Origin of the sequence: Psychrobacter sp. R86515 (genome assembly GCF_042466315.1) — a bacterium.
GTDB lineage: Bacteria > Pseudomonadota > Gammaproteobacteria > Pseudomonadales > Moraxellaceae > Psychrobacter.
In genome coordinates this window covers 2831640-2852307 of sequence record NZ_JAXHCC010000001.1, presented here as the reverse complement: position 1 = coordinate 2852307, position 20668 = coordinate 2831640, and the positions used below count along the sequence as shown (strand labels likewise).

Annotated in this window: 10 protein-coding genes; 9 read left to right on the top strand and 1 reads right to left on the bottom strand. The window is 43.3% G+C overall.

The genetic code is table 11. The features are described from left to right. Positions 1 to 372 precede the first annotated feature (372 nt). Entirely contained in the window at positions 373 to 906 is a 534-nt protein-coding gene (locus SJY28_RS11665; protein WP_102078489.1) for a DUF2058 domain-containing protein, read from the bottom strand. A gap of 362 nt (positions 907 to 1268) precedes the next feature. Between SJY28_RS11665 and SJY28_RS11660 the strand changes: the two genes are divergently transcribed. The 9 genes from SJY28_RS11660 (at position 1269) to SJY28_RS11620 (ending at position 20666) form a co-directional block, all read left to right on the top strand. Next, a complete protein-coding gene (locus SJY28_RS11660; RefSeq protein WP_057760594.1) occupies positions 1269 to 2132 on the top strand; it encodes a universal stress protein in 864 nt (287 codons plus the stop codon). 92 nt (positions 2133 to 2224) lie between these two features. Continuing rightward, positions 2225 to 2908, top strand: a complete 684-nt coding sequence (locus tag SJY28_RS11655; RefSeq protein ID WP_379544576.1) for a cupin domain-containing protein — start codon at positions 2225 to 2227, stop codon at positions 2906 to 2908. Between the two features lie 916 nt (positions 2909 to 3824). Next, complete coding sequence (locus tag SJY28_RS11650; RefSeq protein ID WP_379544575.1) at positions 3825 to 9455, top strand: beta strand repeat-containing protein; 5631 nt, start codon at positions 3825 to 3827, stop codon at positions 9453 to 9455. A 21-nt stretch (positions 9456 to 9476) separates the two neighbouring features. Beyond that, positions 9477 to 10642 (top strand): IS3 family transposase gene (locus SJY28_RS11645; RefSeq protein ID WP_379544527.1). Its coding sequence is split into 2 segments (ribosomal slippage): positions 9477 to 9735 and positions 9735 to 10642, totalling 1167 coding nucleotides; the frame shifts between segments, so codons are not numbered across the junction. 72 nt (positions 10643 to 10714) lie between these two features. Further along, entirely contained in the window at positions 10715 to 11989 is a 1275-nt protein-coding gene (locus tag SJY28_RS11640; RefSeq protein ID WP_379544574.1) for an Ig-like domain-containing protein, read from the top strand. A gap of 176 nt (positions 11990 to 12165) precedes the next feature. Beyond that, positions 12166 to 15462, top strand: a complete 3297-nt coding sequence (locus tag SJY28_RS11635) for a Mur ligase family protein (RefSeq protein WP_379544573.1) — start codon at positions 12166 to 12168, stop codon at positions 15460 to 15462. 52 nt (positions 15463 to 15514) lie between these two features. Continuing rightward, positions 15515 to 16282, top strand: coding sequence for a D-alanyl-D-alanine carboxypeptidase family protein (locus tag SJY28_RS11630; protein ID WP_296210953.1), 768 nt, complete (start codon positions 15515 to 15517; stop codon positions 16280 to 16282). Between the two features lie 446 nt (positions 16283 to 16728). Further along, positions 16729 to 18267, top strand: a complete 1539-nt coding sequence (locus tag SJY28_RS11625; protein ID WP_379544572.1) for a TolC family protein — start codon at positions 16729 to 16731, stop codon at positions 18265 to 18267. A 74-nt stretch (positions 18268 to 18341) separates the two neighbouring features. Then, complete coding sequence (locus tag SJY28_RS11620; protein ID WP_379544571.1) at positions 18342 to 20666, top strand: type I secretion system permease/ATPase; 2325 nt, start codon at positions 18342 to 18344, stop codon at positions 20664 to 20666. The last annotated feature ends 2 nt before the right edge of the window (positions 20667 to 20668 follow it).

Below are 20668 nucleotides of genomic sequence, written 5' to 3'. Positions count from 1 at the left end.
GGTAACAAACACAGGTAAAATATGAACAATGTTGAGTGATTACTCAAAAATAAACAAAGTATTACCACAAAATGTACTAAAAACGCATTGTAGTGGTTATTGAATAACTGTTCAAGTTGAATATATCCATATTCTAGCAATTATAGGGTTGGGTTACTTTCTTTAACCAAACCAGCAATGTTAGGTTAAAGAAGCTCGATTTGTGTACGTTTGATTGAGTCTATCGACACATTTAACGTTTATCTTGCGCTATAAAGATTTGCCTAACCCGTATAAACGCAAAAAGCCCTTTATAGAACGTAAATTCTATAAAGGGCTTTTGAGGAGATGCTTACAACACTATAGTAAAGCCAACAGCAGTAAAATAATGCCTTACCACATCAAGTCATCTGGAATCACATAAGCGGCATACGGATCATCTTCTGCCAATGCTTCTTCAGCAGTGTCGTTGGACACAACCATAAAGCCTTCCATTTTTGAATCGATACGGTCAGCCAACGGACGAGGCAATAGTGCGTAGCTCTCTTCCAAACGTGCGATGACTACGTGACCGGCCACGATTTGATCGTAGAGTTTCTGAGTGATAGCGATTTTCTTTACTTTGGACTCATCGACAAACTGATAGCTGACCTCACCTTCTGTCTCAGTAATCTGATGCTGCTTAATCATTTGGACGATATTGGCCTTTAATGCTTTCTCTTCCAATACGCGCTGTTTTTCTTGATTAAGCTTTTGATCCTTTTCTAGCTTTTGAGCTTGCGCCTCTGCCAACGCTTTTTTTGCTTCGACGCTTTCTGAGTCACCAGTACGCTTGGCATGTTGCGTTTGCTTGCTGATCTTCTTGGCCTTTTTGCTATCAACCAAGCCAGCCTTTAATAATTGAGCCTGTAGGGCATTTTTTGCCATAATCCAATCACCTAAATAACGTTACCGAAATCATAAATGCTAAAAAATACATTGTAGCAAACTTTGCTAGCGCATGTGGTTAGACGATGGTAAGACTTTATATATAGCTAAGTTTCAGACTGCGGTGAGCCATGCACAATGCTGTCAGTAACAATTTGCAATTATTGCAAAAGGGTCGCACACATCGCTGGATGAAGCCGTGTAAATTGGTTATTATCAAATGAAGAGGTAAATTTACTTGATAAGATAATTTTTAAAAGATAACTATTATAAGGTAAATGAAACATACCCTAGTCGAAGAGCATAGCTTGGTTAGATCTAACAAGCTGTATAGGATTAAATAATTAATTTAAGGACAGATTATGACAACATCACAGCACATTTTGGCCTGTATTGACGGCTCGGCAGTGACTGAATCGGTTTGTGACTATGCAGCATGGTATGCCAGTAAACTAAACGTACCTGTTGGATTATTGCATGTCAGTGACATACCAGCATCGACCAGACGAGATTTATCAGGTGCTATAGGCATAAACAGCCGTCAGTTTTTATTAGAAGAGTTGTCCCAGTTGGATGAGCAAAGAGCAAAAGTCGTCAACAGCTATAGTAATGCGTTGGTACAAGATGCCAAAAGCCACATTCAAAGCAGTTTCGCTGATGTCAATGTTCGCGTTTATCAACGCCACGGCAAACTGCTTCCTAGCATTGAGCATTTCAAAGAAGAAAATCGTGCGATTGTGATGGGACGCCGTGGAGAAGATCATAAGAACAGTCGGATTAATATTGGTAGTCAAATCGAGACAGTCGCTCGTGGGTCAGATATTCCTATATTGATTTGCTCAGAGAAATTTGAAGAGCCAAGCTCGTATATGATTGCCTTTGATGGTAGTAAAACCTCTATTAAAGCAGCACGAATGGTGTCAAAAAGTCCACTATTAAAAGGTCTAAAAGGCCATATCGTGATGGTAGGCAATCATAACGACGCCGCCAAGCAAAGTATGAGCGCCGCCGCCGCACAGTTAGAAGATGCTGGGTTTGTCGTTGAAGCACATCACTTATCCGCTTCTGATGCGGTGGACGGATTGTTAAAATTTCAGGTAGAGAACAATGTCGACATTATGGTGGTGGGTGCGTACGGACATTCGAAATGGCAGCAACTGTTTCTCGGAAGTACAACGACAGAAATTATCGCTAGCACGTTATCGCCGGTCATTCTAGTGCGGTAATAACGTCATATATTTATGTTTATCGTCTAGGGCGTGTCCTCAGTTTTATATTGTGGGTACGCCCTAATCATTTAATATCTTTGGAATACTTTATGCTTATCAATGCAGATTTTTCACAACGTGCTTCACTGACTCCTGAAGCACATCAATGGATTAAATCACCACAAAACGGTGTAGAGCGTGTCATGCTTGATCGTGTGGGCGCGGAGAAGGCTCGTGCTACCAGTCTTGTGCGTTACGCGCCAAACTCTTACTTTCCGCATCATTTACATCCAGGTGGCGAAGAGATTTTGGTATTATCAGGCACTTTTTCTGCAGATGACACTCATTATCCAGCAGGTTGGTATTTACGTAATCCACCGACTTCAGGTCATCGGCCTTATAGTGATGAAGGTGCTGTTATTTTCGTCAAGTTACGGCAAATGTCGTCTGACGAAACGCAGCACGTGGCTATCGACACTTATAATGATGCTAATTGGCAGCAACAAGGCAACCGTACTGTCTGCCCGCTTTTTTCCGATGGGGTAGAGCACGTTAGTCTGCAGCGTATCGATGCAGGCGAGTTGCTATTCACTGAAACAGTTCATGGCGGTGCAGAAATATTAGTGGTAGCAGGTGAGCTAATAGAGGGTGGACAGATATATCAGCAGAATAGTTGGATACGCCTACCGATAGATGCAAATGTACAAATAAAAGTAGGGGCGGAGGGTGCAACCATATACTTAAAAACTGGCCATCTTAATTATGTCATCGGTTTAGACATTGAAGAAACTTAAATAGCACTTATTAATTGTATAGACAAAATATAAAAATAATTTGGTACCTCTAGTTCTTAATTATGACGTACCAAATTATCACTTCATAAAAATAATACATTATAAGCAATATTCGTTTTGTGTGAACTTCATAAAAAAAGATACCAAGTATGATCTTTTCTTATCTATCTTCGAAAAATTCTAACCTTCCAAATAGCGTCTTCTAAAAAATTAGCCTAAGCGATTAAATAGAGTGATTTTAAATAGCACTTTTGGCTAGTCTTATCTTTTACCATAAAAAATTCTATTTATTTCTATAATAAATGAGAATGAATATTATTTATATTATCTATTTATTAAAGAATCTTAGTTTATAAAAAATATTCATTATAGTTCTATTCACTTATCAAACCTACTTGTTATCTATAAGGTTAACTACTGAAACGTATTTATACAGGTTAATCTAAAGATAATATACCTTTTAAAATCAAATTATATTTGCAAAATCGAATATTGTTTACAATTAAACAAAGAAACTGTGTTGACCTATAAACCTAGCGTATTATTATAAAAATAATAGCACAAAATATATCCGAAGCTTTCTATGAAAAGCATACAAGTATTTTCTAACAAAAAATGAATATTTACAAAGTCTAATAATAAGTAACAAAAGTTCTCTAAACAGTTTGTGAATTAGATTTTTGTTGATAGAATGCATCATTATGTGAGGTTGTTATTTCTTATACATTGATATTAAGGTTTAACTAATATTTTATGTAAATATGTTTTTTATTGAATATATTGATATTTTAGAGCGACTTTTTATACGAATGATACTGTAGTTTTTTTAATAAAAGATTATGTAAACAATACTAATAAACGAAAACATTATTCTAGATTGATATGTATTTAGAATTAATTAATCAAGGATGATCCTATGAGCACTATCACAGTTAAAGTAAATGATAAAATTCAAACAATTACTGAGCACAAAGTATTTACTCAGAGTAACCAACCCACAATCATTCAAGCTATCGACAAAACAAACTACGAGTTTTTTGATGAAACAGCAGGCCGCGCGCCAAAAAGCATCGCTACTAAAAGAGTAGACAAAGATCTTCATGTTTCATTTGAAGGAGAAAGCGTAAATCCTGATCTAATTATTAAAGAATTTTACGATACTATTGATAGTGCAATTGTAGGTATTGCTGAAGACGGCAGTTATCACTATTATTCGACTGAAACTGGTCAAATTGTAGATTATGCAAATGAGTTACAAGGAAGTGATGTTCAGGATCAATTAGTTAGCGAGAACGTACAAACGAATACTTGGTGGCAAAGTTTCACAAATAGTGGAGAAAATAATCTTGCACCATGGTTATTGGGTCTAGCAGGACTAGGTTTAGCATCTGCTGCTTTCTCTAGCAATGGTGATGACGCCGATGCTGACGCCGATGCTGACGCCGATGCTGACGCCGATGCTGACGCCGATGCTGATGCCGATGCTGACGCCGATGCTGACGCCGATGCTGACGCCGATGCTGACGCCGATGCTGACGCCGATGCTGACGCCGATGCCGACGCCGATGCCGATGCTGATGCCGATGCCGATGCCGATGCCGATGCTGACGCCGATGCTGATGCTGATGCTGATGCTGATGCCGATGCCGATGCTGACGCCGACGCCGATGCCGATGCTGATGCCGATGCCGATGCCGATGCCGATGCCGATGCCGATGCTGATGCCGATGCCGATGCCGATGCTGACGCCGATGCCGATGCTGATGCCGATGCCGATGCTGATGCCGATGCTGACGCCGATGCTGACGCCGATGCTGACGCCGATGCTGACGCCGATGCTGACGCCGATGCTGACGCCGATGCCGATGCTGATGCTGATGCCGATGCTGACGCCGATGCCGATGCCGATGCCGATGCTGACGCCGATGCTGACGCCGATGCTGACGCCGATGCTGACGCCGACGCCGATGCCGATGCTGATGCCGATGCCGATGCTGACGCCGATGCTGACGCCGATGCTGACGCCGATGCTGACGCCGATGCCGATGCCGATGCTGACGCCGATGCTGACGCCGATGCCGATGCCGATGCCGATGCTGATGCCGATGCTGATGCCGATGCTGACGCCGACGCCGATGCCGATGCTGATGCCGATGCTGATGCCGATGCTGATGCTGATGCCGATGCTGATGCCGATGCTGACGCCGATGCTGACGCCGATGCTGACGCCGATGCTGACGCCGATGCTGACGCCGATGCCGATGCCGATGCTGATGCTGATGCTGATGCAGACGCTGATGCCGATGCTGATGCGCCCGTCATCAATGCAGTCACAGGCGATGACATTATCAATGCGATTGAAGCAGGTGCCGGGTTTAATGTGACCGGTACTGGTACTGCAGGTGACATCATCACCTTAACCAATGAAGCAGGTACTCAGATTGGCAATCCTGTGACCGTTGATGGTGATGGCAACTGGAGTGTGGCAGTTGATGCCGATGACGTGGCGGCCATGGGCGAAGGGGATGAAACCCTAACCGCCACTGCCACGGACGCCGCTGGTAATCTACCAAGCGCCAGCAGCACGGTTGATATTGTCGTAGACACCATTGCACCAACAGCGCCCGTCATCAATGCAGTCACAGGCGATGACATTATCAATGCGATTGAAGCAGGTGCCGGGTTTAATGTGACCGGTACTGGTACTGCAGGTGACATCATCACCTTAACCAATGAAGCAGGTACTCAGATTGGCAATCCTGTGACCGTTGATGGTGATGGCAACTGGAGTGTGGCGGTTGATGCCGATGACGTGGCGGCCATGGGCGAAGGGGATGAAACCCTAACCGCCACTGCCACAGACGCCGCTGGTAATCTACCAAGCGCCAGCAGCACGGTTGATATTGTCGTAGACACCATTGCACCAACAGCGCCCGTCATCAATGCAGTCACAGGCGATGACATTATCAATGCGATTGAAGCAGGTGCCGGGTTTAATGTGACCGGTACTGGTACTGCAGGTGACATCATCACCTTAACCAATGAAGCAGGTACTCAGATTGGCAATCCTGTGACCGTTGATGGTGATGGCAACTGGAGTGTGGCGGTTGATGCCGATGACGTGGCGGCCATGGGCGAAGGGGATGAAACCCTAACCGCCACTGCCACGGACGCCGCTGGTAATCTACCAAGCGCCAGCAGCACGGTTGATATTGTCGTAGACACCATTGCACCAACAGCGCCCGTCATCAATGCAGTCACAGGCGATGACATTATCAATGCGATTGAAGCAGGTGCTGGGTTTAATGTGACCGGTACTGGTACTGCAGGTGACATCATCACCTTAACCAATGAAGCAGGTACTCAGATTGGCAATCCTGTGACCGTTGATGGTGATGGCAACTGGAGTGTGGCGGTTGATGCCGATGACGTGGCGGCCATGGGCGAAGGGGATGAAACCCTAACCGCCACTGCCACAGACGCCGCTGGTAATCTACCAAGCGCCAGCAGCACGGTTGATATTGTCGTAGACACCATTGCACCAACAGCGCCCGTCATCAATGCAGTCACAGGCGATGACATTATCAATGCGATTGAAGCAGGTGCCGGGTTTAATGTGACCGGTACTGGTACTGCAGGTGACATCATCACCTTAACCAATGAAGCAGGTACTCAGATTGGCAATCCTGTGACCGTTGATGGTGATGGCAACTGGAGTGTGGCAGTTGATGCCGATGACGTGGCGGCCATGGGCGAAGGGGATGAAACCCTAACCGCCACTGCCACGGACGCCGCTGGTAATCTACCAAGCGCCAGCAGCACGGTTGATATTGTCGTAGACACCATTGCACCAACAGCGCCCGTCATCAATGCAGTCACAGGCGATGACATTATCAATGCGATTGAAGCAGGTGCCGGGTTTAATGTGACCGGTACTGGTACTGCAGGTGACATCATCACCTTAACCAATGAAGCAGGTACTCAGATTGGCAATCCTGTGACCGTTGATGGTGATGGCAACTGGAGTGTGGCGGTTGATGCCGATGACGTGGCGGCCATGGGCGAAGGGGATGAAACCCTAACCGCCACTGCCACAGACGCCGCTGGTAATCTACCAAGCGCCAGCAGCACGGTTGATATTGTCGTAGACACCATTGCACCAACAGCGCCCGTCATCAATGCAGTCACAGGCGATGACATTATCAATGCGATTGAAGCAGGTGCTGGGTTTAATGTGACCGGTACTGGTACTGCAGGTGACATCATCACCTTAACCAATGAAGCAGGTACTCAGATTGGCAATCCTGTGACCGTTGATGGTGATGGCAACTGGAGTGTGGCGGTTGATGCCGATGACGTGGCGGCCATGGGCGAAGGGGATGAAACCCTAACCGCCACTGCCACAGACGCCGCTGGTAATCTACCAAGCGCCAGCAGCACGGTTGATATTGTCGTAGACACCATTGCACCAACAGCGCCCGTCATCAATGCAGTCACAGGCGATGACATTATCAATGCGGCTGAAGCAGGTGCCGGGTTTAATGTGACCGGTACTGGTACTGCAGGTGACATCATCACCTTAACCAATGAAGCAGGTACTCAGATTGGCAATCCTGTGACCGTTGATGGTGATGGCAACTGGAGTGTGGCAGTTGATGCCGATGACGTGGCGGCCATGGGCGAAGGGGATGAAACCCTAACCGCCACTGCCACAGACGCCGCTGGTAATCTCAGCGCCCCTGCGATCAAAGACATCAGTGTGGACACGGATGTACCAACGGCACCAACTGACGCCCCTGTGGTCACTGACAACGTTGCCAATGACGGCAGTGGTAATGAACTTACTCCAGCAGAACCCATCACTAATGGCGGCTTGACTAACGACAGCACCCCAGGCGTTGTTGTACCTCCCGAGCAAGTGGCTAATGGTACCCCGCAACTGGTGGTTGATGGCAGCGTCGTACCTTCAACCTCTACGCCTAATGATGATGGCAGCGTGACCTTAACGCCAACCACGGCATTGACTGATGGTGATTATACACTCAGCTACAACCTTATTGATGAGGCAGGTAACGTGAGTGAGGATTCGCCAGTCACTAACGTGACGGTTGATACCACCGTCATTATCGCTCAAGATGACTCAGATAATATCGATTTAGGTAAGTTACAAGTAACCACTTATCCTTCAGTAAATAACGATAGCGTCACCGTACTCGGTGTCGCCGAAAGCGATAGCGGTACAGATGGTACGCTTGACTTTACGGTAAGTGAAGGCGCTAATGGTACGGTCAGTATTGAAGTTAGTCAGACAGCACTAGTCGCAGTAGCGGATGCGGTCAACATCGAAGTCTACAATAGTAATGGCGACCGTGTTTATGTCGGTACGACTGGTGGTGACCCACTGGTAGGTGATGTAATAGGTCTAGAATTATTAGGATTGACTGGCAATGACACGTTAACAGCAGTCGTATCTGGTTTAGAGCCAGGAGATTACACTGTGGTAGTGCGCAAAAGTGAGAGTGCATTAACCACTTTAGTACAAGATGTGGAGTTGGCAGAGTTGGGTGACTCAGGCATTGTTTTAGGTCCAAATAACCAAGAGGCTGTCTTAAATGCAGTGGAAACCTCACTCAATACTGATTACCCTATCTTGCAATTGGGCACTACTGTCAAAGGTATTCTGTCAGCTGCATTGCTAGTAACGAATGAGCTGGGTGTCGATGAGTTGGTAACGTTGCTTCAAGACAATACCGTATTGAACACTTTGCTTGGTGGTGTGATTGACCCAGTATTGGATGCGGTTGCAGTAGCATTGCTTAGCAATACTTTAACGCTGCTTGAAACCACTGATGTCACAGCCACCCTAACTGAGTATGATTTCGATTCAAGTACAGCTATCACAGGCAATGTGATTGACCCTGAGGCATCGATAACGAATGAGTCAGGTGAGGATACGGTTACTGTCAACACTAAGCTGACGGACATAAGCAGTGATAATATAGTTTCAGAGCCAACGTCTCAGCTTGTCGACGGTGTCAATGTATTTACCATACAGGGACAATACGGTGTACTAGTGATTGATGAAAATGGTGATTATACTTACACGGTCAATGGTGATTATGCTTCGTCAGGTGAAACAGACGTGTTTGAGTACACCATCTCTAACGGTGCAGCAGGTAACAGCGATACCGCAAAACTGGTGATCGATATCAGCTCTACGGCCCCTGATGCACCAGTTACAGCGGCAACTATTACAGACAATGTAGCTAATGACGGCAGTGGTGATGTGCTAATACCTTCAGAATTCATTGCAGATGATGGCACCACAAATGACAATACACCAAGCCTTGAGGTTGCTGCTGGTGTACTTAGTGATGGTGAAACACTGCAGTTAGTGGTAAATGGTAACGTAGTTGATGCAGTGATCACTGAAAACGCCGATGGTAGCTATATTTTGACGCCGCAAACACCTTTAGATGATGCTAAGTATGAGCTAAGCTACATGAGCTATGCTGAAAAAACCGTACACCTAAACTTGGTAAACTAAGCGTATTAATCGGAGTTTATCATGACCAAGAAAATAAGAAGCTACAGTGACGAATTTAAAGCCGAGGCCGTCAAGAAGATATCAGACAATAATGGCAATATCTCAGCGACCGCAAAGCACCTTGGCATCGCCATGCAGACCTTATCTAATTGGCATAATAAAGCCAATCAAGGCAAGCTTATCGGCACAGAACAATATGATCCTGATCTTATGACGGCTCTTCAGGAAATAAAGCAGCTCAAACGACAGCTTAAAGTAGCCGAAGAGGAACGAGAGATATTAAAAAAGGCGACGGCGTACTTTGCCAAGCACAGTTAGTGAAGTACGCCTTTATCAAAAACAACGATCTCTTCTTTAGTATCACTACTATGTGTCGTGTACTAAAGGTTAAGCATTCTAGCTACTATGACTGGCTGAGTCGTGATATTAGTGAGCAACAGATACACCGTAACCAATCTGAGCTACTTGTCAGAGCGGCACATAGTAAAACAAAAGCACGTTATGGTGCTGATCGACTGCACGCAAAGCTGATAGAGCAAGGGCACGATATTAGCCTATATATGGTCAGAAGCATTAAAGAAGAACATGACATCAAATGCCGTCGTCACAAACGCTTTAAAATCACCACTGATTCCAACCATAACAAGCTTGTCTATCCAAACATACTAAATCAGCAATTTGATGCTAAGCATCCTAATGAATCGTGGGTCAGTGATATTACTTATATCTGGACCAATGAGGGTTGGTTATATTTAGCTGGAGTCAAAGATTTATACACCAAAGAGCTGGTCGGGTATGCTATCAATAAGCGAATGACCGCAGATTTAGTATGTCGTGCACTCAATATGGCAATCAAGAATAAACGTCCAAGCCAAGGATTGATTGTGCACTCTGACAGAGGCAGCCAGTATTGTAGTCATGCCTATCACAAAATCATCAAGCAGCATAATTTCAAAGGCTCGATGAGTGGTAAAGGCAATTGTTTCGACAACGCACCCATAGAAAGCTTCTGGGGCACATTAAAGAATGAGCTAGTGTATTACCAAGACTATAAAACAAGGTTTATAGCAATCAATGATATCATCGGCTATATCGAGCTGTACTACAACCAAACGAGGATTCAAAAGAGTTTAGGCTATAAGTCGCCAAGACAGGTATGGTTTGACTATTATCGTCAAGCTGCTTGATTCAAATCTCCCAAGTTTAACTGTACGGATTTGACGGCAGGGGTCAACAACATCAAAGATGCGGTGAACAATGTGAGCGGGAACGCACCTGCTGTGACAGTTACAGTAGATACGACCTCACCAGCCGCTGTAGACAATGAGTCCACCCTAAATGTGAATGTCACGCCCACCATCACCACGCAAGAAACACAAACAAAAACGGTAGGAGGGCTTTTAAATCTTGGCGTGCTTTCGGATACGATAGAGGTAAGTTTGCTTAGTAGTAACAGTGGGCTTACTTTTGTGGTACCCAATAATGCGACTGAGCAAGTAACCGTAGATGGCACTGGCTTTGCTACCTTAAGCGTAGGAGGTCTTACTGCTCTCTTAGGTCTTGGAGATATTGACTTTGATCTTTTGGTATACAGAGTTGAAGATGGTAGCAACGATGCTGTATTGGTACACAAAACAGAAGACTGGTTAGTTGGCAATGGTGTCTTGGCTGCTAGATGGAACGCCGATAATTTAGTATTACCAGAGTTTGAAGGTGGTGGTACCTATTATGTGACCTTGGGTAACAACGGGGGGCTTTTAGACGTTGACTTATTAGGCGGCTTATCCATCAGCACAGTGTCCGATGTGGTTACTAACTATAGCCCAGCTGGCAGTATTGACGGCTCGGTAGGGGGTAACGTTATCACTGACTTAGGTGTTGATGGTGCTGATACGGTAGCTACTGGCACAGTGGTATCAACAGTTAATGGCTCAACTGTGATTGACGGCACAGAAATAGTAGGTAGCTATGGCACATTGACCATTAATTCGGATGGTAGCTACAACTATGTGGCCAACGCCACATTTACAGGTACTTATGGTGATAAAGATATCTTTGAGTATACGATTACTGCACCAAATGGTGAGTCATCTTCTGCAAATCTAGAGATTACGATCGACTATGATTCTGAGAGCCGGGCATCTGCAGGTCGCGTAAGTGCCAGTAGCTTCACACTTGCTGATGATGCAACTTCTATCGATATTCCTGATACGTCATTGACTGTCTCAAGCGAAGGGCTTGATGTTTTAAGCTTTGAGGGCGCAGGTCAAGTCATTAGTTTAGCTGACATGATGCAGCCTGATATCATTGATATTGGTGGCATCGGGGCTAATACTTTAAATGTGGCAGTTAGCGATGTTGAGTCTACTATCTATATCAGAGGTGATAGCGATGATACAGTCGATCTAGAAGGCGATAGTTGGTCCAATGTTGCACAGATTACCTCAGAAAATGAGCTATATAATGTATGGCAAGTAGGTGCTGATACATCTACACAGATTTATATCGATACTGATATTACCAACATTATCTAACATTCAATAGTTGAACTTTTATCTTGAAAACGCTTCCAAAATGGAGGCGTTTTTTACAATATTTGTCTAATTTTTTTGAGCTATAGTGAATAAGTATAAAAAATAGCCTTAATATAATGGCTGTATATTTATATGCAAATACAACAAAGCATAAGGTGCTACAGGGCAATAAAGACATGGATGAACATATAAACTCGAATCTTCTAGTAAAATATTTAGAAGTATTTTTACCATCTATTTATGATAACTGGACGCAGTCACATCTCACGAAGCTAAATAACGAAACAGAAAGCAGCTCAGATGGCATAGTGTTAGATAATTTGGCCAATACTTTCATATTGTCGGTCTCTGATAGTCAAAAAAGAGCCAAAACAATTACCTTTATTATTGAACATTTAGTAAATACAGATGAAGTAGGTAGTACCAATAATTTTTCTGATTTTGAAAAAATATTGCCGGTGATAATGGCAAAGCTTGATAAGTTAACAGAGAAGTTTGATGATCCTATTGCTTGGCTAAGGCTTGAGTGGATCAATCAAGTCTCATTCACTACTTGGTCAAATTTTCAGCAAAGTCTAAAGGGCTTCAAACGCAATTATTACCGCTCAGGCATTGCATTTGAAGGTGTGCGCGAGCCATGGTTATTGCTCACCGAAATGGAGTTAAATGCCAATGCCTGCCTCTATAAGGGTAACACGATCTCTCATGCAGGGGTTAATGCTAATAATCTGAACGTGTATCTAAAAGCGCGCCATGGCAGTAGCCAAATTCCAAAATTTAGCGATGATTTACCCGTTATTAGCTTTAACACGGCTGGTGTGTTTATAGATGATCACACAGGTGAATGTCATCACCTTGATACTCAGCCACGCTTTAAGGGTCACCGTAAGTTGTTGCCACTATCGGCAGAGACGACTCAGCCTATTATTGAGATGTCTACAAATTACTTAGCCAGACAGGTGCAGCCTTCTGGCCAGTATGTGTATGGATATTTTCCTTGTTTTGGCCGCACGATAGATACTTATAATAGCCTGCGCCATGCCAGTAGCACTTATGCACTGATAGAAGGCTATGAAGCTTGTCATAGTTTTGACGCCTATCGTAACGATGAGGCTAAGCTTGCTTTGGCTAATATGAAAGTTAGTATTGATAATGCCATGAGCTACCTAATTGAGGAACTTATTCAAACCTATGATGACAAAGCGTATGTGATTGATACTGGCGGAGAGATTAAGTTAGGCGCAAATGCTGTTGCGATATTAGCAATCGTTAAATATTTGCAAGTGTTTAAAGGCACACCAAAAGCAGATGATTATCATGCGTTGGCAGAGCAATTAGCGCTAGGCATCATCGCGATGCAACAAGATGATGGTAGCTTCATACATGTCTTACATAGTAAAGATTTAACGCTAAAGGCCAAGAATCGAATCATTTATTATGATGGTGAGGCAGCATTTGCAATGATGCGTTTATATGGCTTGACCAAAGATGCACGTTGGCTTGACTGTGTCACTCGTGCTTTTGACTATTTCATTGAAGCCAAGCATCATCAAGCACATGACCATTGGTTGTCTTACTGTTCAAACGAGCTGATCATTTATAAGCCCGAAAAAAAGTATTTTCAGTTTGCAGTCAACAATATTGCAGGCTATACCGATTTTATCAAAAACCGTATCACTACTTTTCCGACATTGCTTGAGCTATCCATGGCGTTCCATAAAATGCTATTAAAGCTAGATGAGCATCCGGAGTTTCATGATGTGTTAGCAGGTTTTGATGTTCAAGGGTTTTATCAGGCATTGCATGCGCGTGCTAATCATCTTATAAATGGTTTTTTCTTTCCAGAAATGGCCATGTTTTATAAATCCCCGCAAACGATTTTACATGGATTTTTTATCCGCCATCACTCGTTCAGAGTGCGAATTGATGATGTAGAGCACTATCTATCAGGGCTTATTGGTTACTTTGATTTTTTAAAAACGGCTAATTACCCAAAGCTCGCTGCTAAAAAATATCAATCAACTCATAATGTAGTCCATACAGATAACGAAGACAAAAATCAGCCAGTAAAATCCGATAGTCAGGATTTGAAACAACCTGTGTTAACGGCCAATTCGCTGGTCCTTGCCACTAAGGGTAGGTGGCTAGTCACACCGCCAGTAGATTGGTCTGCAACAGGATTATGCATTTGGCCACCCAGTTTTGAGTCAGGGCAGATTATCGTGGCTCGAGGAAAAAACATGGCGGTGGGCTATTTGTCTGAAAAGTCGATTGAGTCTTTAGTGAAAAAAGGTGCTTCTGCCATTATCACTGATGATGTTATAGCATACAAAAACTCAAGTATTCCCGTGCTGTACGTGCGCGATATACGTGAAGCGACTATTGCGATTGGACGATATGCTTGGCAAGTCTTTGATGGTCAAGTGATTGGTATTACTGGTAGTGCTGGGAAGACCACAACAGTGCATATGCTGGCACATGTACTGAATGGTTTCGGCGGTGCGAGCTACACTCAATCTAGTGCAAATCTACCGGTAGGCATTGCATGGAATTTGGCTTCTATGCCTCATTCTATAAACTATTGGGTATTAGAGATGGCGATTGGCTCTATGTCTGCCAATACCAATTTAGTCCGCCCTGATATAGCGCTCATTACTAATATTGCACCCGCACATCTTGAGTATCATCATAATGTTGAGACTATTGCTCTCAAAAAATCACGTATTTTTGAGGGTATGGCGCCAGGTTCTCTCGCCATTGTTTGCCGAGATATCGAGCAGTATAGTTTGATTGAGCGTTTAGCAACCACATGGGGTATTCACGTTGTCAGCTATGGTGAACATGATGATGCGACAATTAAGCTACTTAGTTATAATCAAAAAGAGGCACAAGCACAGATAGCAGTTGATGGTCAGACTTATCTGCTGAATTTACAGGCCCGTGGTCAGCACATGGTATTAAATGCGATGGCTATTTTGGCCGTGGTCAACCATAATAATTTACCTATCCATGACGCCATTACTCGATTAGAAACTTTTAAAGCAGTGACTGGGCGAGGGCAAGTACTCGAAACGACTTATCAAAACCGACCAATTACACTTTATGATGAAGCTTATAATGCAAATCCATTATCTATGCAGGCGGCGCTCGAAACATTTGAACAGCTACAGGCACCTACCCATCAAAAAGTATTGATTTTGGGTGATATGTTAGAGCTAGGGGGTGACAGTAGTAAGTACCATTTACAGTTGGCTCCTATCATTGAGAGGATGAATTTCAGAGCTTTGGTTTTAGTTGGTAGTCAAAGCAAAGTATTGCTTGATAAGCTTAAAAGTCTAGATATAACACTTTATCACTTTGAAAATGTACAAGCCTTAAGCTTGAAACTACATGAGTTTATTGAAGATTATGACCATGTTTTTATTAAAGCCTCTAATGGTATTGGACTCAATAAGCTATTTATAGAAGGTTAAAATATTCTGAATGTAATTAGAAGTCAGAGCTAACAATATAGGAGGCACTGCCATGGAAAAATTTGATACGGACGCCGCCATATTGGTTGAGAGTTTTAAATTAAGAAATAATGAGATAACTGATCAGCGTCTTATCATAGAAAACAAGTCAGCAATACCAAAAATGATGGCATCATTGGCTAAATTGATGACCGTTATGTTGGTCTGGGATAAAGTGATACAGGATAAAATCGACCCTGTTACAACTACGGTAGAGATGCCGGTTAGTTTATTAAAGGGTAGTAGTGAGTACTATCAGTTCTATCAAAAAGGCGAACAAGTACCGTTAATAGTACTTATTGAGTCTGCTTTAATCGCTAGCTCTAATGAAGCAGCATTCACTTTAGCCTCTTGGCACTCTGGTACTGAACAGACTTTCGTCACTCAAATGGTTCGTCAGTCATACTTTCTTGGTTTAAGAGGCAGTCATTGGACCAGTTGCTCAGGTCTTGAGAAAAGTGCTTATACAACAGCCCAAGACATGAGTAAGCTTGCCAAAGTATTTATCAGCCAGTATGGGGCAATAGCTTCTTTTTGTTCGTTGAAATATTTTGAATTTAATGGCAAAAGAGTGCTCAATACTAATAAGCTTATGCGTTCTTATTCTAATATTCTAGGATTAAAGACAGGTAATTTGGTTGGTATAGGTTCGAATCTTATAAACTACTGGACTGATGATGACACGCATTATCTTAGTATTACTTTAGGAGCTGAAAGTCGAGACATATGTTATAGCATTTCCAAAGCAATTATGAATAGCTATGGTAGGTTTACTCCGTAAAGAGCGGCTTGGGAGGCTTCATTCAAATAGCAATTAATGTATGCCATTATTTACGAACTATCTTAAACTTATATTGTAGCTATACTCTTATTTTATGCTATATGCTAAACAATATTTTTATGCGAGTAAGACGCACGTTTTTATGTTCAATTATCCAAGTCTATTAGTAGTAATAGACTTAAATTAATTTTACGAAATATTTAATTAATATCTATTGATTTTTCGACGTAGCGTTATGGTTTTACTGATGATTTATTAAGTGTGGAGCTATACTGGCGAATTGAGGCCAATGACACAGCAGCTCTAAGACTATCTTATATAACAGGTTAGACTTTATTTAAATTATTATCTTATTGCCTTATAAGGTAAGTTTTAGTAAGGTTTAGTGCATAAAAGATCAACATTTATTCAAAAAACATTCATAGAGCTGATCACTGAAAAATAATATGAAAAATTCGTCAAATCGTAAGCAGTTACTTCGTAGCATTTCAGTGCGCCATTTTATGACGACTTTGGCGACTGGTATATGTTTTACAGTGACTTCACACGCAGCAGTAGCAGATTTCCAAATCAATAGCTTAGTGGCGCAGGCAATTCAAACGCATCCTTTAGTAGGGTCGGCTCGAGCGAGTCAGCAAGCAACAACTGAAGGAATTAATGCGGCCAAATTAAATCTTTTACCAACACCAAGCGTAAGCTCAGGTTACGATAGAGACAATGATTTTGTCTCAGAGGTGACCATTCGCCAGCCCCTATGGACAGGGGGTAAGCTCACCGCAGATGTCAATCAAGCCATATTCGATGATAAAGCTGCGGTAGAGTATATTTATGAGCAGCAAAACCTAGTGGCCAAAACAACGATTGATGCTTGGCAGAGCTATATCCAAGCCGTCGCTACACAAAGTGTCCATGTAGAGAATTTAAAAGAGCTGAATGATTTTGAAGCCATGATGCAGCGTCGCGTTGGTCAAGGTGTATCGGCTCGTATTGAGCTTGATCTGGTGACTAACCGTATATTGCAAGAGCAAACATCTTATCAAGCGGCAGTTGAGCAGCAACGTATCGCCGCTGCTAGGCTAGAACAAATCATTGGTCAACCACTGTCTCAGATGAGTGTCACGAGCATACCGAACCTTAAAGTATTGGTAAATCAAGCCAAGCAGCAATCCGTTGACTTCGAAAGAATGGCGTTTGATAGAGCTGGATTTTATAATCCTACCGTCGTCAAAGAACACTTCCAGATTGAATCCGCTAAGCAAGGTGTCGAAGCACAGCAAGCGGCTCGTTACCCAACCATTTATGCCCAATATGAGCATGCTTACTATCATGAGGATAACGAAAACGATGGTAAGTTCTCAGTGGGATTGAGCTATGCACCAGGTGCTGGATTTTCCAATTTTGCGCTAGCACGAGCCTCACAGGCAAAGGTCAACAGCCTAGTGCAAAACCAAGAAGCTGCACGCCGTAATATTATCGAAAACATTCAAGTACAGTATCAGCAGTTTGTCAGTGCCAAAGATAGAGAAACCTCGTTGGTTGCTGCTGTGGCAGGTGCACAGATTGTGGTCAGCTCTTATCGCCGGCAATTCATTGCAGGACGCAAGTCTTGGCTTGAAGTCCTAAACGCTGTCCGTGAGCATAACGATTATCAAGTCCAACTGGTACAAACTCGCGCAGAAATGCTAGGTGCATTTTATAGACTACAAGTAGATTTTGGCATCATGCAGTGGCAGCAGTTTTCTCATAATCGTGACCCAGTGACTTTGTTTAGTCCAGCCAATTCTGTCAAGCAATGGCTCAATAAACAAGACAAAAACCGCGCTAGTAGTCATTTCGGTTATGGAGACAACGCAGCAGAAGAATATATCGATATTAAGTTGCCCGCGACGGCAGAGCAAAGCTTGAACAATGGTGAGTATCTCATGTTAAATGATGATTACAGTATTACGCCGATAACTGATCAAGAGAATATGACAAATAATTAAATCAAAAAGTCATATAAACAGGCGTAAATTATCCTACATACGCAACCATCTAAAATATTAAATAAGCGATTAATATGAGTGCACAATTACAAAAGACACCGTCTCAGTCTGTTGACCATCATGAGCTACAATACTCAGAGCAGGTCGATCTGACCGAAACGTTGACTGATGCGATTAAGCATTTACTCGGACAGCAAGGCTATCCAGTAGATAACATACGGCTCCATGATGTCGTCAAACGTCATAGTGAGCAATCGGACAGGCAAGGTCAAAGCATTCATGAGTTAGGCGGTGTCATTGCAGTATTACAAGGCATTGGCATAACAGATACACCAGAAATACTAGAGCAGCCTGATGCCGCTTTTTTGCCCTTACTAGCGTATCGAACGGATTTAGGTTGGGGCGTGATTGATAGCCAAACGCCGCAAAAAAGCTGGAACTTTAGACAAGCGAACCAACAGGTACATACGCGTGCCGAAGAATTGACTTTGGTCATGCGTATTCGTCTAAAAGAAGATCATATTAAGCAGCGAAAGGCCTCATTTTCTGATCTATTAAAGTCTGATTTGGGTAATTATAAAGGTATTTTAGCTGAAGCCGTAATTGCTACTTTTCTGATTAACATGTTGGCATTAGCCGTTTCTCTGTTTTCTATGCAGGTTTATGACCGTGTCATACCAACGCGTAGTGAATACACGCTGATCATTTTAGCCAGTGGCGTCTTCTTGGTGATCATGTTTGAAGCGTTTATGAAGTTTTCGCGCTCAAGAATCATGGATAAGGTCGTCGTCGGTCTAGACCAGTACCTATCTCGAGAAGTGTTTCAACGTTTACTCAAGGTACGTATCGACCAAATGCCGGGGTCAGTTGGCTCTATGGCAGCACAGCTACGTGGTTATGAGCAAGTACGTAGCTTTTTTACGGCGAGCACGCTTTTTGGTTTAGTCGATTTGCCCATGACCATTATTTTTATCAGCTTAATAGCTTTTATTGGCTCGCCATTAGTCGCTGTTGTACCAGTAATAGCGGCGGTAATTGCAATTACGATGGGACTGATTGCACGCAAACGAATTGATGCCATTGCATCAGAGGGCGCGACTGCTTCTTATTATAAGACAGGTCTGTTAGTAGAAGCTGTGGAAGGCGTCGAGACAATAAAAGCCGGGGCAGGCAGCTGGAAGTTTCTCTCGCGTTGGCTAGATGTGATGGATGTCACCATCAAAAACGATTTGGATATGAAGCATGCTAATGACAACTTAACGTATTTTACGCAGATGCTACAGCAAGTAAGCTACGTTGGTATCGTGATAGTCGGGTCGTTTGTCGTCATGCAAGGTGACATGACAATGGGTGGACTGATTGCCTGCTCGATATTGGGTGGTAGAGTGTTGGCGCCTGTTATGGCGATACCCAATCTACTGGTGCAATACGCTCATGCCAAAGCCGCCAAATTAAACATTGAGAGCCTATTTGCCCTTGAGCAAGACAACCAAGGCGTTGCCTATCCATTATCGCCTACGCATATAAAAGGTGCGTATCAGTGCGACGGATTGTCGTTCAATTACCAAGGCAACGATCGACCAGCCATTACGGTTCCGCAACTGTCGATTAAACCAGGAGAGCGTATAGCGATACTTGGGCCTATTGGTTCAGGTAAATCTACCTTGCTTAAGGTGCTAGCAGGACTGTATGCACCCACGGAAGGACGCGTTTTGTTAGACGGACTTGATATACATCAAATCAGTCGTGAGACACTTAGTGAGCGCTTGGGTTATCTGCAGCAAGATCATCGATTGTTCCAAGGGACCCTGCGTGAGAACCTATTAATCGGTATGGCAGCGCCCAATGATGATGTCCTTCAAGAGACTTTAAACAGGACAGGGCTAATCAACTTAGTATCCAGTCATTCAAGTGGTCTTGATCTACCGATCAGTGAAGGCGGTAAAGGCCTATCAGGTGGCCAAAAGCAACTGGTGGCATTTACCCGTTTATTATTGACCAAACCTGATGTGTTTTTGCTAGACGAGCCAACGGCTTCCATGGATAATCGACAAGAGCAGCGCTGTCTACAAGTGCTACGTCAGGAGTTGACGAAAGGGCAGACGTTTATTGTTTCGACCCACAAGACAGCATTGCTAGACTTGGTAGATCGGCTGATCATTATGGATAACCAGCGTATTATTATCGATGGTCCAAAACAAGCTGTACTTGATGAGCTCAGAAAAAACGATCAAGCAAAAAATAAAACCACCGTACAGCAAAAAGATAGAATCGTTAACAAAACCAATCAACCGTCGAAAGAAGGTGCCGACGAAAATAAGCCTGCTACCTCTAGAGTAAGAAATATCAGCGTAAAACCCATCAATGCTAAACATTCAACAGACGATCAAGGGAAGTAGGC

Coding starts and splice junctions, on each gene's coding strand:
- SJY28_RS11665 (WP_102078489.1), bottom strand. CDS start 906: ATGGCAAAAAATGCCCTACAGGCTCAATTATTAAAGGCTGGCTTGGTT.
- SJY28_RS11660 (WP_057760594.1), top strand. CDS start 1,269: ATGACAACATCACAGCACATTTTGGCCTGTATTGACGGCTCGGCAGTG.
- SJY28_RS11655 (WP_379544576.1), top strand. CDS start 2,225: ATGCTTATCAATGCAGATTTTTCACAACGTGCTTCACTGACTCCTGAA.
- SJY28_RS11650 (WP_379544575.1), top strand. CDS start 3,825: ATGAGCACTATCACAGTTAAAGTAAATGATAAAATTCAAACAATTACT.
- SJY28_RS11635 (WP_379544573.1), top strand. CDS start 12,166: ATGGATGAACATATAAACTCGAATCTTCTAGTAAAATATTTAGAAGTA.
- SJY28_RS11630 (WP_296210953.1), top strand. CDS start 15,515: ATGGAAAAATTTGATACGGACGCCGCCATATTGGTTGAGAGTTTTAAA.
- SJY28_RS11625 (WP_379544572.1), top strand. CDS start 16,729: ATGAAAAATTCGTCAAATCGTAAGCAGTTACTTCGTAGCATTTCAGTG.
- SJY28_RS11620 (WP_379544571.1), top strand. CDS start 18,342: ATGAGTGCACAATTACAAAAGACACCGTCTCAGTCTGTTGACCATCAT.